Below are 26993 nucleotides of genomic sequence, written 5' to 3'. Positions count from 1 at the left end.
ATTCTAATCAGTATAGACCTCTGTAAACTGGTAATATTTGAGCTAGATCACTCTTTTAATTAACAGCTAAAAGTAAGCCTCAAAACAACATCTTAGCTTACAAGTGTTCACCCAATCTGGTCATATCAGTAATTAATAAGTCCCAGGTGATTGTATTGCCACACAGGCTCAGGTAGTCTGCTCAGCCACTAGCCAAAAAACAGCGACTTTATTGAGATAGGCAGAGACCTAAGGTGCAGTGAGCACAAGCGCCGTCGCCAATGAGTCCCAACAGATTATTAACGGGTAGCCGCTAAACTGATGGTAAAAACAAGCAGTCGACACTTAGGGGAAGCAAACAACAACCCGAATGAGTGTACGCAAACTGAGACGGAAGCTAGGCATAGCAATGCCACTACGACCCCAGAGATGCGCCGATTCATCCAAGAGTCGGAGCTCAGTGTCAGTCAATTATCAAAGATACTGAATATCAGTGAAGCTACCGTTCGCAAATGGCGCAAACGCGACTCTGTCGAAAACTGCCCCAATACGCCCCACCACCTCAATACCACGTTGACCCCCCTGCAAGAGTACGTGGTGGTTGGACTGCGTTATCAGCTAAAGATGCCTTTAGATAAGCTGTTAAAAGCCACACAACAATTTATTAATCCGAATGTGTCCCGCTCTGGACTCGCAAGGTGTTTGAAGCGTTACGGGGTTTCAAGGATTAGCGATATTGAAAGCCCCCATGTACCGATGCGCTATTTTAATCAGATCCCCGTCACCCAAGGCAGCGATGTACAAACCTACACCTTGCACTATGAGACACTGGCTAAAACTTTAGCCCTGCCTAACAATGACGGCGACAATGTGGTTCAGGTGGTTTCACTCACCATTCCCCCAAAACTGACCGAAGAAACACCCAGTTCAATTTTGCTCGGAATCGATCCCCATAGTGATTGGATCTATCTCGACATCTATCAAGACGGTAACACCCAAGCGACCAATCGTTACATGGCCTATGTGCTTAAACATGGGCCGTTCCATCTACGAAAGTTACTCGTGCGTAACTATCACACTTTCTTACAGCGCTTTCCTGGTGCGACGCCAAATCGCCACACCTCAAAAGAAGTGCCTAAAACAAACAACAAGACGCCTGACACTCAGGCACCCAGCGGAGACTCATAATGAGCCAGACCTCTAAACCTACAAAGTCAGCTAAAACGACTGAGCAAGCACAAGACTCACAAGCTGATTCACGCTTAAATAAACGCCTTAAAGATATGCCCATCGCCATCGTTGGCATGGCAAGTATCTTTGCTAACTCTCGTTACTTAAATAAATTTTGGGATCTTATCAGCGAGAAAATCGATGCCATCACCGAATTGCCATCGACTCACTGGCAACCAGAAGAGTATTACGATGCCGATAAGAGCACCCCAGACAAGAGTTACTGTAAGCGCGGTGGCTTCTTACCTGACGTTGACTTCAACCCAATGGAATTTGGTCTGCCGCCAAATATCTTAGAGTTAACCGACTCATCACAGCTACTGTCACTGATTGTCGCTAAAGAAGTGCTTGCCGATGCTAACCTGCCTGAAGGTTACGACAGAGATAAGATTGGTATTACCCTAGGTGTAGGCGGTGGTCAAAAAATCAGCCACAGCCTAACGGCCCGTCTGCAGTACCCTGTACTGAAGAAAGTCTTCGCCAACAGCGGCATTAGTGATGAAGACAGTGAAATGTTGATCAAGAAGTTCCAAGATCAATACGTACACTGGGAAGAAAACTCGTTTCCTGGCTCCTTAGGTAACGTCATTGCCGGACGTATCGCCAACCGTTTCGATTTCGGTGGCATGAACTGTGTGGTCGATGCCGCCTGTGCAGGCTCACTCGCCGCTATGCGCATGGCACTGACCGAACTGACCGAAGGCCGCTCTGAGATGATGATCACAGGTGGTGTCTGTACCGATAACTCACCATCTATGTACATGAGTTTCTCTAAGACTCCCGCCTTTACCACTAACGAAACCATTCAACCATTTGATATCGACTCAAAAGGCATGATGATCGGTGAAGGTATCGGCATGGTGGCGCTAAAACGCCTTGAAGATGCTGAGCGTGATGGCGATCGTATCTACTCGGTCATTAAAGGCATTGGCGCATCGTCAGATGGTAAGTTCAAGTCTATCTATGCGCCACGACCAGAAGGTCAAGCCAAAGCGCTAAACCGTGCCTATGATGATGCAGGTTTTGCACCGCATACACTAGGGCTTATTGAAGCACACGGTACAGGTACCGCGGCTGGCGATGCCGCCGAATTTGCCGGCCTTTGCTCAGTATTTCGTGACGAGAACGACACTAAGCAACACATTGCCCTTGGCTCAGTAAAATCGCAAATTGGTCACACTAAGTCGACTGCGGGTACTGCAGGCTTGATCAAGGCGGCACTGGCGTTGCATCACAAGGTATTGCCGCCGACCATTAACGTCAGCCAGCCAAGCCCTAAGCTTGATATCGAGAACTCACCATTTTACCTAAATACTGAAACACGCCCATGGCTGCCTCGTGTCGATGGTACGCCGCGCCGTGCAGGTATTAGCTCATTTGGTTTTGGTGGCACTAACTTCCATTTCGTATTGGAAGAGTACAACAGCGAACATAGCCGCACCGATAGTGAAAAAACTAAGTATCGCCAGCGTCAAGTTGCACAAAGCTTCTTAGTGAGCGCCAGCGATAAAGCTGCGCTAATAAATGAGCTAAACACACTCGCTGCAACAGCAACGCAAGCTGACTTTATCTTAAAAGATGCGGCTACTAACTACCCACTACGTGAACTTGAAGCAAATGCGCCACGTATCGGCTTAGTAGCAAATAACAGTGAAGAGCTCGTCAACCAAATCAAGCAAGCCATCACTAAGCTTGAATCGAGTGATACCAACTGGCAGTTACCGGGTGGCACTAGCTACCGCGCGTCAGCCATTGAGGGCAAAGTCGCCGCGCTGTTTGCTGGTCAAGGTTCGCAATACCTCAACATGGGTCGAGAGCTTGCCTGTTACTACCCAGAGATGCGTCAGCAATTTGTAACGGCAGACAAGGTCTTTGCCGCAAATGATAAGACGCCGCTTTCACAGACGCTTTACCCAAAGCCGGTATTTAATAAAGACGATCTTAAAGCGCAAGAAGCGATTCTGACCAATACCGCCAACGCCCAGAGTGCCATCGGCGCGATCTCTATGGGTCAATATGCGCTATTTACTGCGGCCGGTTTTAATGCCGACATGGTAGCGGGACATAGCTTTGGTGAGTTGAGTGCATTGTGCGCAGCAGGCGTTATCTCAGCAGAAGATTACTACAAGCTCGCCTTCGCCCGTGGTGATGCCATGGCGACTAAAGCAGAAGCTAAAGATGGTGTTGAGGCCGATGCTGGCGCGATGTACGCCATCATTACTAAAACAGCAGACGATCTTGAAGCGCTTGAAGCGACTATCGCCAAGTTTGATGGCGTTAAAGTGGCTAACTATAACGCGCCGACTCAATCTGTCATTGCAGGCCCAACGGCTACGACAGCTGATGCGGCTAAAGCCCTTAGCGAGCTTGGTTACAAGGCAATTAACCTACCTGTATCAGGCGCCTTCCATACTGAGCTTGTGGGTCATGCTCAGGCACCATTTGCTAAAGCCATCGATGCCGCCAAGTTTACTAAAGCCAGCCGCGCACTTTACTCAAACGCAACCGGCACACTTTATGAAAGCACTGCCGCGAAGATTAAAGCCTCATTTAAGAAACATATGCTTCAATCGGTACGCTTTACGGCGCAGCTTGAAGCTATGTATGACGCGGGGGCGCGAGTCTTTGTTGAGTTCGGTCCAAAGAACATCTTACAGAAGTTGGTACAGGGCACACTGGCAGACAAAACAAATGAAGTTTGCACTATTTCAATCAACCCAAGCCCTAAAGGCGATAGCGATCTACAGCTTAAGCAAGCCGCAGTTCAGTTAGCCGTTGCCGGGATCCAGCTTGACAATATCGATCCGTATCAAGCCGATATCGCTGCACCTGAGAAAAAGTCACCAATGAGCATCTCGCTTAATGCTGTCAACCATATCAGCAAGGCGACACGCGCTAAGATGGCCAAATCCTTAGAGACAGGCATCATCACCTCGCAAATTGAGCGAGTGGTTGAAGAGAAAGTCATTGAGGTGGAAAAAGTTGTTGAAGTCGAAAAAATTATCGAAAAAGTCGTTGAAGTTGAGAAGATTGTTGAGGTAGCAACCCCAGTCCAATCTGATTCAGTTCAAGCCAATTCAGTTATAGAGTCAGGTATAGAGAGTCAAATCGTGTCTAAAGACAGCAAGCCATCTGCGGCGCTTAATATTGGTAGTGATGCACTGAGCAACTTCTTTGCCGCTCAACAGCAAGCTGCCCAGCTTCATCAGCAGTTCCTAGAGATCCCGCAGCAATATGGCGAGACCTTCACCACCTTGATGACAGAGCAAACTAAGCTGGCAGGTTCGGGGATTGCGATCCCAGAGAGCCTACAACGCTCAATGGAGCAGTTCCACCAGCTACAAGCTCAAACACTACAAAGCCACACTCAATTCCTTGAGATGCAAGCCGGTAGCAACATAGCAGCGCTAAACCTACTCAATGGTAGCCAAGCGACTTATGCGCCTGTGATTGAGAATAAAGTCATTCAAACTGAAGTGAATCAAAAGGATACCGTTGAACAGCCTGCAACTATTGCAGCGCCAGTACAACCAACACCTGTAGCAGCAGCGCCTCAAGTGAGCCATCAAACTGCGCCAGCACAAACAGCTGTTGCACCTGTAAAAGTTGAAGCGACTGTTTCAGCCCAAGTGGTGGCCCCAGTAACTACAACCGTGACAAGCAATAGCGGCTTATCAGCAGAGACAGCCTTGAGCGCGCAAACAGCCTTGAGCGCGACAAAGGTGCAAGCCACCATGTTAGAAGTGGTTGCCGAGAAGACGGGCTACCCGACTGAGATGCTTGAGCTTGAGATGGATATGGAAGCCGATCTAGGTATCGACTCTATCAAGCGCGTAGAAATTCTTGGCACAGTACAAGATGAGCTACCGGGTCTGCCAGAGCTAAGCCCAGAAGATCTAGCCGAGTGCCGCACCCTTGGCGAAATCGTTAGCTACATGAACTCTAAACTATCTACAACTGCCGCCGAGGCGCCTCAAGCCGCTACGACTCCTGTAGCGAATGGCCTCTCTGCGGACAAGGTACAGGCTACTATGATGTCTGTGGTTGCCGAGAAGACGGGCTACCCGACTGAAATGCTTGAGCTTGAGATGGATATGGAAGCCGACTTGGGTATCGATTCCATCAAGCGCTTAGAAATTCTTGGCACGGTACAAGATGAACTTCCTGGTCTGCCTGAGCTAAGCCCTGAAGATTTAGCCGAGTGTCGTACCCTTGGCGAAATCGTGGCGTACATGAACTCTAAGCTGGCTGATGGCTCTGCTAATACAAGAGCAGCTGATGGCTCTAAGCAGTCTCATACAAGTGCCGCTGCGGCACCTCAAGCAACTACGACTCCTGTAGCGAATGGTCTCTCAGCTGACAAGGTACAGGCTACTATGATGTCAGTGGTTGCCGAGAAGACGGGTTACCCAACAGAGATGCTTGAGCTTGAGATGGATATGGAAGCCGACTTAGGTATCGACTCTATCAAGCGTGTAGAGATTCTTGGCACGGTACAAGATGAGCTACCGGGCCTACCTGAGCTTAATCCTGAAGATTTAGCCGAGTGTCGTACCCTTGGCGAAATCGTGGCGTACATGAACAGCAAACTCTCTACAAGTGCCGCTGAAGGCTCTGCTGTTTCATCTGCTCCAGCTGAAACAGCCATGAGCTCGCAAACAGCCTTGAGCGCAGAAAAAGTACAAGCAACAATGATGTCAGTGGTTGCCGAAAAGACGGGGTACCCAACAGAGATGCTTGAACTGAGCATGGATATGGAAGCCGATTTAGGTATCGATTCTATCAAGCGTGTAGAAATTCTTGGCACGGTACAAGATGAGCTTCCGGGCCTACCTGAGCTTAATCCTGAAGATTTAGCCGAGTGTCGTACTCTTGGCGAAATCGTGGCGTACATGAACAGCAAACTCTCTACAAGTACCGCTGCTGTGACTCCTGCAGAGAATGGTCTCTCTGCGGACAAGGTACAGGCTACTATGATGTCTGTGGTTGCCGACAAAACCGGCTACCCGACTGAGATGCTTGAGTTAAGCATGGATATGGAAGCCGACTTGGGTATCGACTCTATCAAGCGTGTAGAAATTCTTGGCACGGTACAAGATGAGCTACCGGGTCTACCTGAGCTTAATCCTGAAGATTTAGCCGAGTGCCGTACCCTTGGCGAAATCGTGGCGTACATGAACAGCAAACTCTCTACAAGTGCCGCTGAAGGCTCTGCTGTTTCATCTGCTCCAGCTGAAACAGCCTTGAGCTCGCAAACAGCCCTGAGCGCAGAAAAAGTCCAAGCGACTATGATGTCAGTGGTTGCCGAGAAGACGGGTTACCCAACTGAAATGCTTGAACTGAGCATGGATATGGAAGCCGACTTGGGTATCGACTCTATCAAGCGTGTAGAAATCCTTGGCACGGTACAAGATGAGCTACCGGGTCTACCTGAGCTTAATCCTGAAGATCTTGCTGAGTGTCGCACCCTTGGTGAGATCGTTAGCTATATGAACTCTAAGCTGGCTGATGGCTCTAACCTCTCCACAGGCGCTGCGGCTCTTAATGTTAGCACAGCTGTATCAGGTGCAGTTAAGTCAGTAGCCGAGACGATCACCTCTTCTCTAGCACTTCCTCCTCACAGCGAGGTAGCGCTAAAAAAGCTTAATGCGGCGGACAAACTAGAAAACTGTTTCGCCGCAGATAGCACGCTTGTGATCAATGACGATGGTCATAACGCTGGCGTTCTTGCAGAGAAACTGATTAAACAGGGTCTAAAAGTTGCCGTTGTGCGTCTAGCTGAAGGTCAGCCACAATCGCCACTTTCAAGTGATGTTGCCAGCTTTGAGCTTGCATCAAGCAAAGAGTCAGAGCTTGAAGCCAGTATTACAGCGGTTATCGCTCAAATTGAAACACAAGTTGGCACTATTGGCGGCTTCATCCACCTACAACCTGAAGTCAGCGTCACTGAGCAGGCAGCTGTAAACCTAAATGCGCAAAGCTTTACCCATGTTAGCCATGCGTTTTTATGGGCAAAACTGTTACAACCAAAGCTAGTACAAGCACAGCAGGTTGCAGCAAGTGATGCTCGCCGCTGCTTTGTTACTGTGAGCCGTATCGATGGTGGCTTTGGTTACCTAAATACCGATGCGCTTAAAGATGCCGAGCTAAACCAGGCAGCGCTTGCAGGTTTAACCAAAACCCTAAGCCATGAGTGGCCGCAGGTCTTCTGCCGTGCAATCGATGCAGCTGCAAACTTAGATGCAACCCATCTTAGCGATGCGATCACAAGCGAACTGTTCGACAGTCATGTTCAGCTGCCAGAAGTGGGTCTCTCACTCGATACTAACGGTCATGTTGCACGTGCAACCCTGATTGCAGGTGATGCGAGCAACAAACATGCTGCAGCGTCACTTAATAGTTCAGATAAAATACTGGTGACCGGTGGCGCAAAAGGTGTGACTTTCGAATGTGCCCTTGCATTAGCCAAGCGTACTCAGTCTCACTTTATCCTAGCAGGCCGTAGCGAACTACTTGCTATACCCGCATGGGCTGAAAACAAGCAAATTAGCGAGCTAAAGCCCGCTGCCATTGCCCACATCATCTCAACAGGCAATAAGCCGACCCCTAAACAGGTTGAAGGCTTAGTCTGGACGGTAAAGAGCTCAATCGAGATCAACACTGCCCTTGAAGCTTTTGCCCAAGTTGGCGCAAGTGCTGAATATGTCAGCATGGATGTGACCGACACGAGTGCTATCACAGCAGCCCTAAATGGTCGCTCAAATGAGATAACAGGTCTTATCCACGGTGCTGGCGTATTGGCTGACAAGCATATTCAGGATAAGACGATAGAAGAGTTAGCTCGCGTCTACGGCACTAAGGTTAACGGCCTTAAGGCTCTACTTGCAGCACTCGACTCAAGCAAATTGAAACTACTCGCGATGTTCTCATCTGCAGCCGGCTTCTACGGCAACACAGGTCAGAGCGATTACGCCATGTCAAACGACATCCTTAACAAGGCAGCACTGCAGTTCACTGCTCGCAATCCACAGGCTAAAGTGATGAGCTTTAACTGGGGACCTTGGGATGGCGGCATGGTGACCGATGCGCTTAAGAAGATGTTTACCGAGCGTGGCGTATACGTTATCCCACTACAGGCTGGGGCTGAGCTATTTGCAACCCAACTGCTCAGTGAAACTGGCGTGCAGCTGCTGATCGGTACTTCGATGCAAGGCGGTGCTGATACAAATAACGCTGAAGGCTCAAACAAAGCTGAAGGCTCTTCTGTAAAAAAGCTTAATGCGGGTGAGGTGCGAAACGCATCGCGCCCGCTAGCGCCTGTCTTGTTAACTTCTACGACGTTAACAAGAGCCTTAAACCCTAATGCGATGGGCTTTATCCAAGACCACCGCATTAGCGGTAACCCTGTGCTCCCCACTGTATGCGCAATTCAGTGGATGCGCGAGGCAGCGAGTGAGATGCTAGGCGACCAAGTTAAAGTGCTCGATTACAAGCTACTTAAAGGGATCATCTTCGATAGCAATGATATTCAAGAGATAACGCTAGAGTTGACACCTATAGAGAACGAGCCCTCAGCGGCAGTTGTAAATGGTGAGTCTACTGCGGGTGACGCTCCAAAGTTGCAGGCTCTGATCTCTCAGCAAGGACGCCCGCAATATAAGGCGAGCCTAGTCAGTGCTGAGGGCAACCTTGATGCTGCATCTAAATCGTTCGCAGCGCTTGGGGATGCCGTCACATCGGCTAATGAACTTTACAGCAACGGTACCCTATTCCACGGGCCACGTTTGCAAGGCATAAAGCAAGTATTTAACTTTGATGACAAAGGTCTGCTAGCCAGTTGTCAACTACCACAGGTGAGTGACAGTGATTGCGGCCAGTTTGTGGCAACAACGCATATCGGCGGCAGTCAGCCGTTTGCTGAAGATCTGCTGTTACAGGCGATGCTGGTATGGGCAAGGCTTAAGTACGGGGCGGCGAGTCTGCCCTCTGCTATTGGCGAGTTTATCTCACACAAGCCGCTGGCATTTGGTGACAAAGGAATGCTGGAGCTAGAGGTCGTTAAGACAAGTGCTCGTTCACTTGAGGCTAATGTTGCGCTTTATCATGAAAATGGTGAGCTTAGCGCGATGATGAAAGGGGCGAAAGTCACAATCAGCAAGAACCTCAACAGTGCTTTTTTGAATGAAACAGCCATGAGCGCCTCGGGAGAAAAGTCATAATGATTAACTCGACAGCTAGCAATAGCGTCAGTGATCAAGTTATCAAGAGTGAGATGCCACTGCGCATCGCACTCTTGGTGCTACCTACGCCACTTGACCTAAGCCTTAATAGCGCTGCAACCGCTAAAGCACTGCCTCACTTGTTGCCCGAACTCTATCGCTCAAAATTACTTGAGACCATTGAGCTGGTCTCTATCAAGGTCGATGATTTTGAGGCCAACTTAACAGCCACTATCGAGTCGATAGAGCAAGGCAAGATAGTGCAAATCTCAACCAAGACAAGCTCTCTGTTGATGATGCCAGCCCTGACTGCGGCGCAAAATCGCATTCACCCCCATGGGGTGCTTGCCGCAATGCAGATCCAAGCAGGTTCAGTTGCCTCCGAGCATACAGACACATATATAGCTGATTCTTGTGTAGCTGGCTCTTGTATGGCAGATTCTTGTATGGAGAGAGCATTAAACCAAGCAAAGCGTAAACAAGAGAATGTTAGCAAACGCATCGACCTGCCAGAGCTTAGTAGCACAGAGCAGTTTGATGCTGTGTGTGAGCAGATAAAAGACCTTGCCTCTCGTACCCACCACAGAGATGCGGCATCGATTAGCCCTAAGCAAGCGACGAGTCACTACTGGTTTACCGAGCATCATCAATCACGGGTGCTGACGATCAATCTGACCAATGCTTCACAAGGTAGCTCAACAGCTAGCTGTATTAGCTTCGTCGTCTCCCAAGGCACAGGCTTTATCGCTGCAAAGTCGATTATCAATGAGCAGCGATTACAGTTTGTTGTTTGTGCTGATAACCAAGCGGAGCTTGTCGCCGAGCTAGGGGCGCTGCAAGTCAAACTGAATGCGCTGACATCAGAGCCTAGCCAGAGCGACTCTCTGCTGACCTTGATGCGTGATAACTTACAAGCCTTCGAAGCCAGTATTAAGCGTCAATACGCCATCACACTGCAAGCTAGCTCGATTGAAGCCATGCTGCAAGAGCTTGATGCAATCACCCTAGCCCTGCCTAAGGTGATGAGTGAAAATGGTCAGTATCGCACTCCCGCTGGAAGTTATTTCACAGCTCAGCCTCTGGGCACGACAGAGCAAGGCGGCCTTGCCTTTGTCTATCCTGGCGTGGGCACAGTCTATAGCGATATGTTCAGTGAACTGCATGGATACTTCCCATCGCTCTACTCCCAGTTAGAGCGTGAAGGCGACTTAAAATCCATGTTCCAAGCCGAGGCTATCTATCATTTAGATCCTAAAGTGACGCCAGCCATGCCACTTGGCGAACTGGCGATTGCCGGTGTGGGTAGCAGCTACCTATTGACTCAGTTACTGGTTAAAAACTTTGGCATCACGCCTAACTTTGCCCTAGGTTACTCCATGGGGGAAGCCTCGATGTGGGCAAGTCTAGGCGTATGGAAAGACCCACACGCCTTGATTGAAAAAACCAAGACTGATCCGCTATTTACTCGCGCAATTTCAGGCAAGCTGACCGCTGTTCGCAAAGCATGGCAGCTGGATGAAGCCGATGCGGATATCGTATGGAACAGCTTTGTGGTTCGTTCAGCCGCAGCGCCGATTAAGGCGTTATTACCTGAGTTCCCCCACACCTATCTTGCGATTGTTCAGGGTGATACCTGCGTAATAGCAGGCTGTGAGACTCAATGCCGTGAGCTACTTACTCAGTTAGGCAAGCGAGGCATTGCTGCGAACCGCGTGACAGCGATGCACACAGCTCCAGCGATGGAAGAGCATAGCAACGTCGCCCTGTTTTATCAGCAGCCGCTAGAAGAATCATTACCCACTGAGATTAAATTTATCAGTGCTGCCTCGGGTGATAATCAGGTTGTAAACAGCCATGGCGGTCTCGATAGTCAAGTTATCGCAAACTCCATTGCCGATACTTTCTGCAACACCTTAGACTTTACCGCGCTTATCCATAGCGCACAAAAGCAAGGTGCTAAGCTATTTGTCGAGTTAGGGGCTGACAGACAAAACTGCACCCTTATCGACAAGATAGTGAAACTAGATAGAAATACCAATAGTGATGCAGCTGATGACTCCTTAACTTCTAAGAAGGCTGAGGAGTCTCAAGCAAAAGCGACAAGCAGCTCTTTACCACTAAAAGACGCCGCAGGCGCTTGCACTGTCCCCGTCAATGCTAAAGGCGGTGATGATATCACTACCCTACTCAAGGCATTAGGCCAACTCATTAGTCATCGAGTGCCACTCACAGCCAAGCCACTTATCGATGGATTAAATCGTGAGATAGCACTGACCCAGCTGCAAGCCGAGACCACTAAGCAGGTCAAAGTTAAGCAGATGACAACCCTAACATTACAAGGAGAAGCCTAATGTCTTCTTCAGATAAAAAATTACCCGCTGCTAAACAGCGCAAGATCGCCATTGTCGGTCTTGCCACCCTCTATCCTGATGCGAAATCGCCACAGGAGTTTTGGCAGAATTTACTCGATAAACGCGACTCGCGCACAACCCTCACTAATGAAAAATTGGGGGCAAACAGCAGCGATTATCAAGGCGTTCAAGGCCAGTCAGACCGCTTTTATTGCGATAAAGGCGGCTATATTGAGAACTTCAGTTTCGACCCAAGCGGCTATCAGCTACCGGCTGACAGCCTAACCGGACTCGATGACAGCTTTCTATGGGCGCTAGACACTAGCCGTAAAGCTCTCGATGATGCAGGGATCCCATTAACCAGTGATGCATTATCTCGAACAGGCATCGTCATGGGTGCACTGTCGTTCCCAACGACTCGCTCAAACGATCTGTTTCTGCCTATCTATCACAGCGCCGTTGAGAAAGCGCTGCAAGATAAATTAGGCAATCAAGGATTTAAGCTAAGCCCAACCAATGCAAGCAGTGAAAGAGCCCGAAGTGAGAACACACTCGATACGGCCAACGGTGCGATAGCCCATAACGCCTCTAAAGTTGTGGCGGATGCATTAGGCCTAGGCGGCGCGCAGCTAAGTCTAGATGCCGCCTGTGCAAGCTCGGTTTACTCACTCAAACTTGCCTGTGATTACCTAAGCGCAGGCAAAAGCGATGTGATGCTAGCGGGCGCGGTTTCTGGTGCAGACCCATTCTTTATCAACATGGGCTTCTCAATCTTTCACGCCTACCCAGATCACGGTGTATCGGTCCCCTTCGATGCCAACAGTAAAGGCCTGTTCGCCGGAGAAGGCGCAGGCGTTTTAGTGTTAAAGCGTCTTGAAGATGCCGAACGTGACGGCGATAAAATCTATGCAGTCGTCAGTGGTGTTGGCCTATCTAACGATGGTAAGGGGCAATTTGTCCTTAGCCCGAACCCTAAAGGTCAGGTAAAAGCCTTCGAGCGCGCCTACGCTGCCAGTGATATCGAGCCTAAAGATATCGAAGTGATTGAATGTCACGCGACGGGTACTCCGCTGGGCGACAAGATTGAGCTAACCTCGATGGAAACCTTCTTTGAGGATAAGCTTGGCGGCAGTGATGCCCCGCTAATTGGCTCGGCAAAGTCTAACCTAGGTCACCTACTGACAGCGGCTGGCATGCCGGGGATCATGAAGATGATCTTCGCCATGAAAGAGGGCTTCTTGCCACCGAGTATCAATATCAGCGATGCGATATCTTCACCCAAAAAGCTTTTTGGTAAGCCGACCCTGCCAAATATGGTTCAAGGCTGGCCGGATAAAAGCTCTAACAATGTCGATGGCATAAAACATCGTCATGCTGGCGTGTCGGTATTTGGTTTTGGTGGCTGTAATGCACACCTGTTACTGGAGTCCTACTCAGCTGATCAGGCCGCAGGCGCTGGCTTACAATCTGTAAGTAAGCAAGCTATGCAAACAACTACACCTGAGTCGATGAAGATCACAGGTCTTGCCTCGCACTTTGGTCCGCTAAGCAGCATCAATCAGCTTAATGACGCCATATCGAGCAAGAGTAACGGTTTCATTCCGCTACCTAAACAGCGCTGGAAGGGTCTAGAGAAGCATAACGAACTGCTGGCGAAGTTTGGCCTAAATGCTGCGCCAAAAGGCGCCTATGTCGATAGCTTCGAGCTCGATTTCCTGCGCTTTAAGCTGCCGCCAAATGAAGATGATCGCCTGATCTCACAACAGCTAATGTTGATGAAGGTCACCGATGAGGCTATTCGTGATGCCAAGCTAAACCCCGGGCAGAAAGTCGCCGTGTTAGTCGCAATGGAAACCGAACTTGAGCTACATCAGTTCCGTGGCCGCGTGAACCTGCATACTCAGCTGCAAGAGAGCCTATCAGCTATGGGCGTAACCTTAAGCGATGATGAGTATCAAGCCCTAGAAGCGATCACCATGGACAGTGTACTCGATGCAGCTAAGCTGAATCAGTACACCAGTTTTATTGGCAATATCATGGCCTCGCGCATCGCCTCGCTATGGGACTTTAACGGCCCAGCATTCACCATCTCTGCCGCCGAGCAATCGGTGAGCCGCTGTATCGATGTTGCCCAGAATATGATGGCGAGCGAAGCGCTGGACGCTGTGGTTATCGCTGCCGTGGATCTCTCGGGTAGTTTCGAGCAGATCATATTGAAAAACAGTGTCGAGCCGGTATCAATCGATGCCACAGCCACACAAAACGGCAATGGTTGGAATGTGGGTGAAGGTGCAGGCGCTATCGTTCTGGTACCGAGTCATGCCAATTCCAGCGGTGCTGATGGCCAAGGCTCTTATGGGCAGGTCTGCGCCCTTGCTTTTGGTAAGGCGACAGAGGCGAAGCGCGTCACTGATAACCTATTGACTCAAGCTGGCGCAGATTTTAACTGTATCAAACTTGTTGAAACCAGTGTTGCACCAGGAAGCGCTGTAAAGTCACCGCTAAGCAATCTGTTCCCTCAAGCCAGCAGCAGTTGCGCTGAAGAACGTGTGGGCCATAGCTTTGCCGCTGCAGGAATGGCGAGTCTGCTACACGGTCTACTCAACCTTTCTTTGCAGAAACAACAGGGAACAGCGCCACAAAGCGCATTGATCGTCAACAGCAGTGAAAACCAAGTCTCTCAGCTATTAATTAGCCAAAGTGCAAGCCAACAGCGTGCGCTAACATCACGCTTAAGCAGTGAGCTTAAGTCTGATGCTAAGCATCAACTATTAAAGCAGGTCACCTTAGGCGGTCGCGATATCTATCAGCATATCGTCGATGCACCACTAGCCAGCTTAACCTCAATTCAGAGCAAGCTCGCTCAAGGCGCGGCGTCCTCTGTTATCAAGCTAGATAAGCCACTTATTACCCGCACTGCTGCACCTGTTAGCCCTACACCAGTATTAGGTAACCCTATGACCAATCAAGCTAAAACTATTACAACTGAAGCGCCGCCGACTAAAACCGCTGCTATCGATGTTTCTGCACGCAACTTGAGCGCATTTCAACAGAACCAACAACTGACTCAAGCGGCTCACCAAGCATTCTTAGAGAGCCGCTCAGCCGGTATAAAGGTCGCCGATGCCCTATTAAAGCAGCAACTCGCTCAGGAGATCGCCCAAGCAAAAGGCCAAACCGTTGCCCTAAACCAAAGCGCAGCAGCCCAGACTGTTAATCCGGTTCATGCTCCTGCAATGGCCTCGCCAGCAGTCAATACCGTACTCAAGCCAGATCACGCTAACGTGCCGCCCTACACTGCGCCGACACCAGCGCTTAAGCCATGTATCTGGAACTATGCCGACCTAGTCGAGTATGCAGAAGGCGATATCGCCAAGGTATTTGGCAGCGATTACGCCGTTATCGACAGCTACTCTCGCCGCGTACGTCTTCCAACCACAGACTACCTATTGGTGTCACGCGTCACTAAGCTCGATGCCACCATGAATGAGTTTAAGCCATGCTCGATGACCACTGAGTATGACATTCCCGTTGATGCACCTTACCTTGTCGATGGTCAGATCCCTTGGGCTGTTGCGGTAGAATCTGGTCAGTGCGACTTGATGCTGATCAGCTACTTAGGTATCGACTTTGAGAACAAGGGTGAGCGTGTCTATCGCCTACTCGATTGTACCCTCACCTTCTTGGGCGATCTGCCACGTGGCGGCGATACTCTGCGCTATGACATTAAGATCAACAACTATGCCCGTAACGGCGACACCTTGTTGTTCTTCTTCTCATACGAGTGCTTCGTTGGCGACACCATGATCCTTAAGATGGATGGTGGCTGTGCTGGCTTCTTCACCGATGAAGAGCTTGCCGATGGTAAAGGCGTTATCCGCACCGAAGATGAGATCAAGGCGCGTAACTTAGCAGTGAAGAAGACCTTCAACCCACTGCTAGACTGCCCGAAAACCAGCTTCAACTATGGCGAGATCCATAAGCTACTCAGCGCCGATATTGAAGGCTGCTTTGGCCCGAGTCACAGCGGCCCTGCGCAACCATCGCTTTGTTTCGCGTCGGAGAAATTCCTGATGATCGAACAGGTGAGTAAAGTTGAGCGCAATGGCGGCGCCTGGGGCTTAGGCCTTATCGAAGGCCATAAACAGCTTGAGCCGAACCACTGGTACTTCCCTTGTCACTTTAAGGGCGACCAAGTAATGGCGGGCTCCTTGATGGCGGAAGGCTGTGGTCAGCTACTGCAGTTCTTTATGTTACATCTTGGTATGCATACCCAAACCAAGAATGGCCGTTTCCAGCCACTTGAACATGCCTCACAGAAGGTACGTTGTCGCGGCCAGGTGTTGCCACAGTCAGGCACCTTAACCTACCGCATGGAAGTGACTGAGATTGGTTTCAGCCCTCGCCCATACGCTAAGGCGAATATCGATATCTTACTTAACGGTAAAGCCGTGGTGGATTTCCAAAACCTTGGGGTGATGATCAAAGAGGAAGATGAGTGTACTCGCTACCCAAGTCTTGCTAACGTCAATTCTATAGCCAACGTTCAAGCGCCTGCAGCGTCTCTGAATAAAGAGCCGTCAGCAGCACTTAATAAAGCGCCTGCGGCGTCTCGTAATAAACAGTACCAACCCGCATCGGTCAATGCACCGTTAATGGCGCAAATTCCAGATCTGACGAAAGCACCAAACAAGGGGGTGATTCCAATCTCACACGTTGAAGCGCCTATCACGCCAGATTATCCAAACCGCGTGCCTGATACCGTGCCGTTTACGCCGTATCACATGTTTGAGTTTGCTACCGGCGATATCGAAAAATGTTTCGGCCCAGAGTTCGCAATCTATCGCGGCATGATCCCACCACGCACTCCCTGTGGTGACTTGCAGGTGACGACCCGTGTTATCGAAGTAAACGGTCAACGTGGCGACTTTAAGAAGCCATCATCCTGTATCGCCGAGTATGAAGTGCCTGTTGATGCTTGGTATTTCGACAAAAACAGTCATCAAGCCGTAATGCCTTACTCGATTCTGATGGAGATCTCATTGCAGCCTAACGGCTTTATCTCGGGTTACATGGGCACCACGCTTGGCTTCCCAGGCCTTGAGCTGTTCTTCCGTAACTTAGACGGTAGCGGTGAACTGCTGCGTGATGTGGATCTTCGTGGCAAGACGATTCGTAACGACTCGCGTCTACTATCGACTGTAATGGCGGGTACCAACATCATCCAAAGCTTTAGCTTCGAGCTGAGCACGGATGGTGAGCCTTTCTATCGTGGCACCGCAGTATTTGGTTACTTCAAGGGCGAAGCACTTAAAGATCAACTCGGACTAGATAACGGTAAGGTGACTCAGCCTTGGCATGTGGCTAATGGCGTTGCAGCGACCACTAAGGTGAACCTACTCGATAAGAGCTGCCGTCACTTTAATGCGCCAGCGGGTAAGCCACACTACCGCTTAGCCGGTGGTCAGCTGAACTTTATCGACAGCGTTGAGATTGTTGATAATGGCGGCACCGAAGGTTTAGGTTATTTGTATGCCGAGCGCACTATCGATCCAAGTGACTGGTTCTTCCAGTTCCACTTCCACCAAGACCCAGTGATGCCGGGCTCCTTAGGTGTTGAAGCGATTATCGAAACCATGCAGACTTACGCCATCAGCAAAGACTTAGGCGCAGGATTTAAGAACCCGAAGTTCGGCCAGATTTTATCGAACATCAAGTGGAAGTATCGCGGTCAGATCAACCCACTGAACAAGCAGATGTCGATGGATGTCAGCATTACTTCGGTCAAAGATGAGAACGGTAAGAAAGTGATCACCGGTAATGCCAGCCTGAGTAAAGATGGTCTGCGCATTTACGAGGTTTTCGATATCGCCATTTGCATCGAAGAATCTCTTTAAATCTGTTTAATGGTTGATTAGCTGGCTATTGTCGCCACGCTTCAGCATTGAAGGTGCTCACCTATTAGCATAGGCTGCGCGCCTTCAACTTGACTCGAGACGAACTAGCTGCGCTCTAAACCATTAAAGAAATGATACGAATTAGATAGAAAAAACAGTTAAAAAATAGATAAGAGCTGATAGCTCAATAATTAAGGGTCTACAAATAATGAATCCTACTACAACCAACGAAATGCTTTCACCGTGGCCATGGGCTGTGACTGAGTCAAACATTAGCTTTGATGTGCAAGTGATGGAGCAGCAGTTAAAAGATTTTAGCCGTGGCTGTTACGTGGTAAATCACAGCGAGCAAGGATTTGGTATCGCTCAATCGGCAGAAATCGTTTCAGAGCAGGCGGCCAACAATACTGGCTTACCAGTCAGTGCCTTCGCACCAGCACTTGGCACCGAAAGCTTAGGCGACAGTAACTTCCGCCGTGTACATGGCGTCAAGTATGCCTACTACGCAGGCGCAATGGCTAACGGCATTTCATCTGAAGAGCTGGTTATCGCCCTAGGTAAAGCCGGAGTTCTGTGCTCGTTTGGCGCAGCGGGTCTTATTCCGAGCCGTGTCGAACAGGCGATCAACCGCATTCAAGCGGCGCTGCCAAATGGCCCTTACATGTTTAACCTTATCCATAGCCCAAGTGAGCCTGCCTTAGAGCGTGGTAGCGTTGAGCTATTTTTAAAACATAAAGTGCGCACCGTTGAAGCATCGGCATTCTTAGGCCTAACCCCACAAATCGTCTACTACCGCGCAGCGGGCTTAAGCCGCGATGCTAACGGCAAGGTTGTTGTCGGTAACAAGGTTATTGCCAAGGTCAGCCGCACAGAAGTCGCCGAGAAGTTTATGATGCCAGCACCCGCCAAGATGCTGCAAAAACTGGTCGATGACGGCTCTATCACGCCGGAGCAGATGGAGCTTGCTCTACTTGTACCTATGGCCGATGACATTACCGCAGAGGCTGACTCAGGGGGGCACACAGATAACCGTCCATTGGTGACACTACTGCCGACTATTTTGGCACTAAAAGAAGAGATCCAGGCCAAGTACCAGTATGAGACGCCTATCCGTGTGGGTTGTGGCGGTGGTGTCGGTACGCCGGATGCGGCCCTTGCCACCTTTAACATGGGCGCGGCGTATATCGTAACCGGCTCGGTTAACCAAGCTTGTGTCGAAGCTGGTGCCAGTGACCATACCCGTAAACTGCTCGCCACGACCGAGATGGCCGATGTGACCATGGCACCTGCGGCGGACATGTTCGAGATGGGGGTTAAGTTACAGGTAGTTAAGCGCGGTACACTCTTCCCTATGCGTGCTAACAAGCTATATGAGATCTATACCCGTTACGATTCAATCGAAGCGATCCCGGCGGATGAGCGTGAAAAGTTAGAGAAGCAAGTATTTCGCTCAAGCCTTGAGGACATTTGGGCGGGCACGGTCGCCCACTTTAATGAGCGCGATCCAAAGCAGATTGAGCGCGCCGAAGGTAACCCTAAGCGTAAGATGGCACTGATTTTCCGCTGGTATCTGGGCCTTTCTAGCCGCTGGTCTAATTCTGGTGAAGTAGGCCGCGAGATGGATTATCAAATTTGGGCGGGTCCGGCACTAGGCGCCTTTAACCAGTGGGCCAAGGGCAGTTACTTGGATAACTACCAAGACCGTAATGCGGTCGATGTGGCCAAGCACCTGATGTACGGCGCAGCATATCTAAGCCGTATTAACTCACTGACAGCTCAAGGCGTTAAACTGCCAGCACAGCTGCTGCGCTGGAAGCCTACTCAAAGAATGGCTTAAGCTCAGCCTTGAGCGGCTCGTAGAAAGTAGAGAGTCAGCCTTGAGCGGCTTTGATAAAAAGGCAAACCAACCTAAATAGCCACTAATCTCCATTAGTGGCTTTTTATTGTGATATTTTCCTGAAACTTAGATAACTCCCTTTTATTATCAAGACAGGATGTATTTCACTCACCTCCAATGTTTGCAATAAACTTGCAAGGTTCTCTCGGTACTTGGGGCTCATAGTTATCGCCAAGTACCTCATATAACAACTTTTGAGCCATTAAAAACTCTTGAAAACGCTCCTGTGTATTTACATATTTATGCTGATATCCATTAAATCCCTGCCAACTTCTAATGTTCTGGCGGTTGCAAACACGTAAAGAAACAAGCTGGTCAGTAAGCAGTGCCACCTCCTGAATAGATATTTCACTGATATCAATCTGCGCAATATCAAATAGTTTTCGATACAGTTGTGCAGCTTGCAGGCCTAAATGGCGTAACATGGGATCTGTGTGCTCCATTACAACAAAAATTTCATAATCATCCCTGATACCGTTAAAATTTGAGTCAATTCCATCTACGGTTAAATTAGCATTATCGTAATCAATATCTGGCAGTGCATAGCCAATTGCTGGATGGGAAAACTCTTCCCATTGATAACTACTTCTATTCGTATCAGGCCTACCAAAGCCAAGCTTTTTTACGAAATAGAATTTATCTTGGTAACTTACGGCATTACCTAAGGGATAAAATTGGCCGAAATGCCATTCATCTATGTTGGATAAAGCAACTTGACTCCACCTCCATGAGTTTTTAGTAGGTACCTGATTAACACTAAGGAGTCTGGATACCCAGATGTAGTTTTGATACGAGACTATGTCACCTCTTTTATAGTATTGATCACTATCAAACTTGGGGTACTCGGCATAATCTAGAGCAAAAACAATGCAGGGGAAAGTTAGTAATAAAGCGGTTATCTTAATCATTATAAATTCCTTTTTATTTAATGATATAAGTTAATAATTATTGGATTTTGGAATACCGGCCTAAAACCCAAAACTACTCGTCCATGAGTAACATTAAAAGCATAGTGACTGAAAAATAAGATAGCCATATTGATTTAGTATAAGTTCACCAGCCAACTCATAACAGGGAAAAGCCCAGAAGCACTTGATGTACGGCGCAGCATATCTAAGCCGTATTAACTCTACCTTTCACAACATAAGGCTCAGGGCGTTAAACTGCCAGCACTGCTACTGCGCTGGAAGCCTACTCAAAGAATGGCTTAAGGTCAGTCTTGAGCGGCTCGTAGAAAGTAGAGAGTCAGCCTTGAGCGGCTTTGATAAAAAGACAAACCAACCTAATAGTTACTCATCTTCATTAGTGGGTTTTTATTGCTTATCTCTTTACAGGATCGGTTATCAGATCACGGAAGCCCACCACACAAACAGCGCATACTATAAAGATATAAACCATATGATTAACCGTAAAGTAAGCAGACCTGTTGTAAAAATCTGGATACTCGTCAACTATTAGGCTTTACTAGAATAATACTCTGTTTTAAAAGGTTTCTAACTATCATTCCATTAAAACCTCAAACCTTTAATCAGCTACAACTTAAGATTTCTATTGCTATCTTTGTCCTATTCGCTAGCGCCGCGTTTGCCTACCGAATCTGGGTGCAGGTTCCCGCTATAGAGCGCTCACTCTTAAAAGTCTCTGAGCAGGAGCTAGTCTCTTTAAACTTTGCCTTCGAGCAGATGAGTATGCCACTGCATACCATCAACTACGACTATGCGGTTTGGGATCAAACCTACAATTACATGAAGTCAAATAGTGTTGCCGCTAAGCACTACTATGAGCAACACGAGTACCCTGATGACACCTTTAAAAGTTTAAAAGTCGATGGCATCTTTATCTTCGATAACAATAACAATGCGGTTTTTAGTAAAGGCTTTCGCCATAGTAGCGATAACCAAAAACTTCAATTTGAGCTGATGGACTTTTTAAAACACCCAGAATATATACTGCTATCTCCCCTGAAAAAAAACACGCTGCCGCCGCAAAAGCTGTCTTTTAATAACCCGAGCAACGTACCGAGTAAAACAGGGGTTATCGCCACTAAATATGGCCCAGCCCTCTACAGCTCCAGCAGTATTTTACAGTCCAATCGCACTGGACCGATAATGGGGTATATTGTGTTTATTCGACTGATTGACGAAGAGTTTATGACTGAGCTTTCAAGATTCACTTCTGCGGGAGTTGAACTTAGCGAAGTCAAAGCCTCTGACGATGTCAGTCACATCCCCTATCTAGGTTCTGGCTTCGATCTAACTAAGCTAGCACCAACGTCTCAACGCTTGGTTCGCAATATTGATGGTCGACCATTAATAAAATTTACCCTGTATCATACCAATTCAGAGTCTCCTTCCGTACTCGGTAGCGATATCTATATCCTACTGGCTGAAATGTGGATTCTACTGTTATTAGCCTACTTCCTATACTCGTACTTTTTAGTACAACCAGTAAGAAAGCTTGCTATCGATATCGAAGAGATGGATAAGAGTCGGGAGATCAAAAAGCTCAGATACCGCTACCCCATTTCAGAGTTGGTAAATGTCGCCACCCACTTCAACGCACTAATGGGCACGATTCAAGAGCAGACCAAACAGCTCAATGAGCAGGTTTATATCGATAAGCTGACCAATATCCCCAATCGCCGCGCCTTTGAGCAAAGGCTTGAGACCTATTGCCAACTTCTCGCTCGGCAGCAGATAGGTTTTACCCTAATCATTGCCGATGTGGATCACTTCAAAGAGTATAACGACACCCTAGGTCACTTAGCTGGTGATAAGACACTGACAAAAATCGCGCAGGTCCTAAACCAGCAATTTTTCCGGGCAGAAGATCTCTGTGCTCGTTTTGGTGGCGAGGAGTTTATCATGCTCTACCGTGATATTCCGGACGCGCCACTGCAACACAAACTCGATGCCATGCTTCAGGCATTTGAAGACTTGGCGCTGCCCCACCCCTGTGCGGCTACCGCGACACATGTAACCGTCAGCTTAGGCGTGTGCAAAGTCTTGGCTGTAGAAGGTTTTGAATTTAAAAGCGCTGCTAGCATCATAGGCCGCCAAGCAACACTCGCTGCCGATAGAGCCCTTTATCAGGCTAAAAAAGCTGGCCGAAACCGTTACGTTAAAACAAGCATCTCAGTGGATGAAATAGAGCAATTAGAGTATGAGTCACCCAGTAATCACCCCTAATAACTTAGGGCTGACAGTCTAGCCTCAACATACCTCTACTGATAACCTAACCTTTAGGGCTAGGCAAGATTGCCAGCCGATGAATAGCCTCTCCCGGCAATAAAGGGGTACTCTGCTGACTCACATACTCATCGAAGCCCGCTCGATAAAAATCTGATAACGGATGCCCAGACTGACCACCTGGAATAGTCATAATTCCATTTGCCTCATCACCAGGCTGCACAATAAAACGCTGTGATGCGCCAAATGACGCTCCCTGTACTGCCGGCATAAAGCTATCGCCAAAGCCCTCAACGACAGGCATATCCAGCAAGGTACTGAGTATGGGTAATTGCTTAGAAAATGGATGCTGGATCTTAAGCTGATTGACTTTGCCCCACGCGAGATCGGCCATCTCATTACTGTCACTGTATTTAGCTAAACTCGCCTCTTTAGCGCTAAGGTACATCTGCAGCAGATGGCTAGACCAACTTTGCTCATCTCTAGGCAACCAACTTGGCTCTTGCGTATTAATAAGCTGCCAGATCCCCGGCTCTAAATAACGCTTTATCGAAGAGAGACTAAGCTGGTATTTAGCCAGCTCTGTTTCGATAGGAGCGAAGGTGGTATCGATAACTTGAGTCCTAAAGTGGCGCACTAAGGTGTAGCCCACAGAGTCACTACAGGCACAAGCTTGCCATGACTTTATATAATCAATATCTTCAGCAAAACGCTCAGGCTGAGCACTCAATTGATTGAGTAGCAGCTGCTGCCAAGGCACTAAAAAACGCGCCTCATTATCCAGCTGTAGCTGATAAAAATCCTTTACAGAGAAACGCTCTGCCTCGAGTAGTCTGTCTCTTATTTGCATGCTACGTGCCCCTAGCGCATAGCCGCCATCGCCTAACGCCTTATGCGCGTCAACCGACACCACACGAGAGTTACCCGTCCACAGTCGGTTGCTTTCGGGATCAATAACCTGCGGTAGCTTAGCTTGATCTTGCAGCCAATTAACACTCTGATAATCCTGAGTTGCCATCGCAACGTTGCTTGGGTTGGTTCTCGATGGATAAGCGCCGGCAGGTTTCCATGCCGCGCTGCCCATGCTGTCAACCAGCAACATGTTCTGCACGGGGATCCCCATGGTTTCTGCAATCTCAATGCCTTGCTCAACACTGGCGATGCTATCGAGCTCAATCAGTTGCATATCCACTGCATAATCTGTGTGAGCGACCCAAGACAAGGCGTACCTCTGTTCGCCAACCTCCTTTACCGGGCCATAGGGCGACATCTCTATCGCATAAACGACCTCGGAGTCAGGCAAGGCGATGGTTTCATTTTCAAAATAGATTGGAGTTTTCTCATCAATGGCCACCCAATCTGCAGTGTCGACATAAGCGTTAGTAAAACCCCATGCCACCTCGCCATTACTGCCCACCACAATCGCTGGTGCACCGGGTAACGACACCCCGGTCACTTGACGTTCAGCCCCATCTTTTTGATAGTTGAGCTGCGCCCGGTACCAGATGATTGGCACGGCAAAAGAGAGATGCATATCATCGGATAACATGGCATTACCGTTCTCGGTCAACTCACCGGTAACCGCCCAGTTATTACTGCCAATATCCAACGGCTCAGCAATCTCTAAGGGTTGAGCCTGTGCCAGCAAATTATTTGACAGCGCAGGGATTGGCAAAGGCGTTAACGCAAGCTGACTGCCATCGAGCGGCGCCTGATATTGGCTTGGCTGGATTAAAAAATTAACCATCTCGCTGCCAAATAGTGTCTGAATTTGAGTCAAGGTTAAGTCACGCTTGATGGTGTTGCCTTGCAGATCGAGATACATGCTGTAGATCACCAGTAAACTATCGGCAGGCTGCCAAGGCTTAGGCTCCGCGCCAGTCACTATATACTCGAATGAAGAGAGTGTTTGTGCTGCAAGTGCATCATTCACCCCGCGAGCATAGGTGGTTAGCACGGCTAAATGCTCGGCATTCAGCTTTGCAACTATCAGTTCTGCACGTTTACGCAGTTGATGAAAACGGCGACGCTTGTCTAAATCTAATGCTTTTTCGCCGAAGATCTCAGCCAATTCCCCAGCAGAATTTCGTCTTAGTAGATCCATCTGAAAGAACCTATCCTGCCCATGGGCGTAACCTAAACCATATGCGGCATCTTGACGATCACTGGCGTGAATGATGGCTGTACCTAACCTATCGCGCTCAAGACTCACTTGCTGTTTAACGCTATCACTTGTGACGTCTTGATCCAGTGCTGGCAAGCTCAAAGATAAAGATAAGTACAAACCACCAGCAACGGCTGTGGCTACTGACGAAGTCCCAACCAGTGCTATTTTTATTATTTTATGCATCGCTTCTGCAGTCCCTGCGCTAAAAACTCTAATGCATCATAAACTGGGTTACAAAAATGTTAAACTGTCATTCGAGTTTTATTCTCATATCTATCAAATACAGCTCATCCTGCTAGATATTGCCTCAACGACAGTGAACAGCACTTTTCTGCTGTTCAGTAAAAAATAGCTACTGTTTTCGAGCTATTTTATTATGGCAAGATAGGCCTATGAATTAGGGAGTAATATGGCTAAACCCAATAAGAAAGGGCCAACACAAACGGTCGAGATCTCCTGCGCTAAATGTAAAAGCCAGCTGTTTAAGTATCGAAAAGGTGGCAAAGGCGCACTGGTTAAGTGTTTTAAGGAACGTATTGTCGATGACTATACTCAAACGCCTTGCCAATGCCCAAACTGCGAGCAAATCTTCGCCCGCGACACACTTATTCGCGGTGCTCCAGCGTTTAAGATGATTGGTGGTAAGGTCACAATGAAGTAGCTAACCTTCGAATGACGGCTGATTACATTGTTCTTTGGGGTTGGTGCTACCGAGTAGCGAGTTTGGATTTGGTACTTAGTCGCTATCAATCGCTTGCAGCGGGTGCTGGACAGGATGTCCGAATGTCGTGATCACATGGTCAATGATGTTCCCTACATCATAATGACATTTCCCATATCCCTATGGGTCAGATGTGAAAGAACGACCTTATGTGCAGACACTGCTGCAAGACGCTGCACTGCTTTATAAAGGAAGGATCCCTGTAAGCTCTGCGATGACAAACAACATCCATGTTTAAAGGCCAGTTCAGCATCCTGCTTCTCATTCGAAATCTTGATAACTTTGTTACCTCTCACCATGTCATCGAAGCCCGCAGCCGTATCTGCACTAGGTTAGACAAGCACTCTTCTGATGATTAGGAGTAATGGCTGTAAGGCTAGCTAATTATCTGTCTCTAAGTCACTTCGATGCTTTTATGCACTGAATAATTTTCAACCCATTTGGGTAATAAAGGTTTGCTCATCATCCACAAAAGCCACAAAGCCGCCGTGATAGATAAATACCCGGCCACGCTCCTCAACTAGACAGGCAAGCTGTGGGTTCAAATCTTCTTCGTTATCCTGACTTTGAAAAGTGCCTGTATCGGTGATTACGCCGCTGAGTGTAGGCAAATATTCATAACTGCGCTTGGCTTGATCAATCAGGCTCAATTCACTGGCGGTAGAGAAGCAAAGTGGGATCGCACCAGCTTCTTCAATAAATAAAGTTTTCAGTTCTTCAAAAGCTGTAATCACCAGCCAGTCGATGCCGTTAACATGATGGATATGCATAGTGTTTCTCGGTAATTCTGATGCGGAGATTCTATCACTATCAGCGGCTGAACGTAGTAGAGATTTAGTTACTAAACGTGGTAATTCGGTGCCACTTCCGGGCATTAATTAGGCCAACTTGAAACACACTTTTGCCCCAAAGTGAGTTAGCCTTCGAATGAAGGCGGGTTACATTTTCTGATCTGTGACAGCTCACCTGCTAATTCTCAATTGACACTTTAGAGTTATCAATCGCCTGCAGCGGGCGTATGTGCAGACACTGCTGCGAGACGCTGTAAATATATCCCTATACGCTCTGCGGTTTCATCCCTGAAACCGAAGCCCGCAGCCGTATCTACACCGAATAATTGGTGTACACATTTAGGTTGGTGTTGTTTGATGTATAACGCGGAAATGCCCCTTTATTGGTTACAGTCGATATGCAAAATTGAATGCGTGTGAGCCTATTGACCTACTTTTACTAATCAATAAATAGCAGTCATTGGTCACTTTCGATTCAACCTCAATATCAATGCTCACTTTGCTCATTGTTGTGCGCGTTTATCCAGCAACACTCTGGTAGAGTGCTTATAAA

The 26993-nt window shown here is 48.4% G+C and carries 10 protein-coding genes; 7 read left to right on the top strand and 3 right to left on the bottom strand.

The genetic code is table 11. From position 1 onward, the window contains the following. Positions 1-300: 300 nt before the first annotated feature. From L1D44_RS11285 to pfaD, 5 genes are all read left to right on the top strand, one after another. Positions 301-1167, top strand: coding sequence for a transcriptional regulator (locus L1D44_RS11285; protein ID WP_239890690.1), 867 nt, complete (start codon positions 301-303; stop codon positions 1165-1167). Then, positions 1167-9428: an eicosapentaenoate synthase subunit PfaA gene (gene pfaA / locus L1D44_RS11280; protein ID WP_239890688.1), complete on the top strand. Its 8262-nt coding sequence runs from the start codon at positions 1167-1169 to the stop codon at positions 9426-9428. The genes L1D44_RS11285 and pfaA overlap by 1 nt, the downstream gene beginning before the upstream one ends. After that, positions 9428-11779 (top strand): PfaB family protein, encoded by a 2352-nt coding sequence (locus L1D44_RS11275; protein WP_239890686.1) that lies wholly within the window; start codon positions 9428-9430, stop codon positions 11777-11779. Before pfaA ends, L1D44_RS11275 begins: the two co-directional genes overlap by 1 nt. Beyond that, positions 11779-17676 carry a beta-ketoacyl synthase N-terminal-like domain-containing protein gene (locus tag L1D44_RS11270; RefSeq protein ID WP_239890685.1) on the top strand — a complete coding sequence of 1966 codons (5898 nt, stop codon included), beginning with the start codon at positions 11779-11781 and terminating at the stop codon, positions 17674-17676. The genes L1D44_RS11275 and L1D44_RS11270 overlap by 1 nt, the downstream gene beginning before the upstream one ends. Positions 17677-17884: 208 nt before the next feature. Beyond that, a complete protein-coding gene (pfaD, locus tag L1D44_RS11265) occupies positions 17885-19513 on the top strand; it encodes an eicosapentaenoate synthase subunit PfaD (protein WP_239890683.1) in 1629 nt (542 codons plus the stop codon). 164 nt (positions 19514-19677) lie between these two features. On the opposite strand, the gene L1D44_RS11260 is transcribed toward pfaD, so the two are convergent. Then, complete coding sequence (locus L1D44_RS11260; protein WP_239890681.1) at positions 19678-20481, bottom strand: hypothetical protein; 804 nt, start codon at positions 20479-20481, stop codon at positions 19678-19680. Positions 20482-21174: 693 nt separating this feature from the next. On the opposite strand from L1D44_RS11260, the gene L1D44_RS11255 reads away from it, so the two are divergent. After that, entirely contained in the window at positions 21175-22761 is a 1587-nt protein-coding gene (locus tag L1D44_RS11255; protein ID WP_239890679.1) for a diguanylate cyclase, read from the top strand. A 46-nt stretch (positions 22762-22807) separates the two neighbouring features. On the opposite strand, the gene L1D44_RS11250 is transcribed toward L1D44_RS11255, so the two are convergent. After that, positions 22808-25111 (bottom strand): penicillin acylase family protein, encoded by a 2304-nt coding sequence (locus L1D44_RS11250; protein ID WP_239890678.1) that lies wholly within the window; start codon positions 25109-25111, stop codon positions 22808-22810. Between the two features lie 226 nt (positions 25112-25337). Here L1D44_RS11250 and L1D44_RS11245 point away from each other — a divergent pair, with 226 nt between their 5' ends. Then, complete coding sequence (locus tag L1D44_RS11245) at positions 25338-25589, top strand: hypothetical protein (RefSeq protein WP_239890677.1); 252 nt, start codon at positions 25338-25340, stop codon at positions 25587-25589. Between the two features lie 491 nt (positions 25590-26080). Here L1D44_RS11245 and L1D44_RS11240 read toward each other — a convergent pair whose 3' ends face one another. After that, complete coding sequence (locus L1D44_RS11240; RefSeq protein WP_239890675.1) at positions 26081-26419, bottom strand: cytosolic protein; 339 nt, start codon at positions 26417-26419, stop codon at positions 26081-26083. Positions 26420-26993: the final 574 nt, after the last annotated feature.

This window comes from Shewanella sp. Isolate13, from assembly GCF_022398325.1.
Taxonomy (GTDB): domain Bacteria; phylum Pseudomonadota; class Gammaproteobacteria; order Enterobacterales; family Shewanellaceae; genus Shewanella.
This window is presented reverse-complemented; position numbering and strand designations above follow the sequence as displayed.

What these genes read in the sequence shown, in the direction of transcription:
- L1D44_RS11285 (WP_239890690.1), top strand. Translation starts at nt 301, where the DNA reads ATGGTAAAAACAAGCAGTCGACACTTAGGGGAAGCAAACAACAACCCG.
- pfaA (WP_239890688.1), top strand. Translation starts at nt 1,167, where the DNA reads ATGAGCCAGACCTCTAAACCTACAAAGTCAGCTAAAACGACTGAGCAA.
- L1D44_RS11275 (WP_239890686.1), top strand. Translation starts at nt 9,428, where the DNA reads ATGATTAACTCGACAGCTAGCAATAGCGTCAGTGATCAAGTTATCAAG.
- L1D44_RS11270 (WP_239890685.1), top strand. Translation starts at nt 11,779, where the DNA reads ATGTCTTCTTCAGATAAAAAATTACCCGCTGCTAAACAGCGCAAGATC.
- pfaD (WP_239890683.1), top strand. Translation starts at nt 17,885, where the DNA reads ATGAATCCTACTACAACCAACGAAATGCTTTCACCGTGGCCATGGGCT.
- L1D44_RS11260 (WP_239890681.1), bottom strand. Translation starts at nt 20,481, where the DNA reads ATGATTAAGATAACCGCTTTATTACTAACTTTCCCCTGCATTGTTTTT.
- L1D44_RS11250 (WP_239890678.1), bottom strand. Translation starts at nt 25,111, where the DNA reads ATGCATAAAATAATAAAAATAGCACTGGTTGGGACTTCGTCAGTAGCC.
- L1D44_RS11245 (WP_239890677.1), top strand. Translation starts at nt 25,338, where the DNA reads ATGGCTAAACCCAATAAGAAAGGGCCAACACAAACGGTCGAGATCTCC.
- L1D44_RS11240 (WP_239890675.1), bottom strand. Translation starts at nt 26,419, where the DNA reads ATGCATATCCATCATGTTAACGGCATCGACTGGCTGGTGATTACAGCT.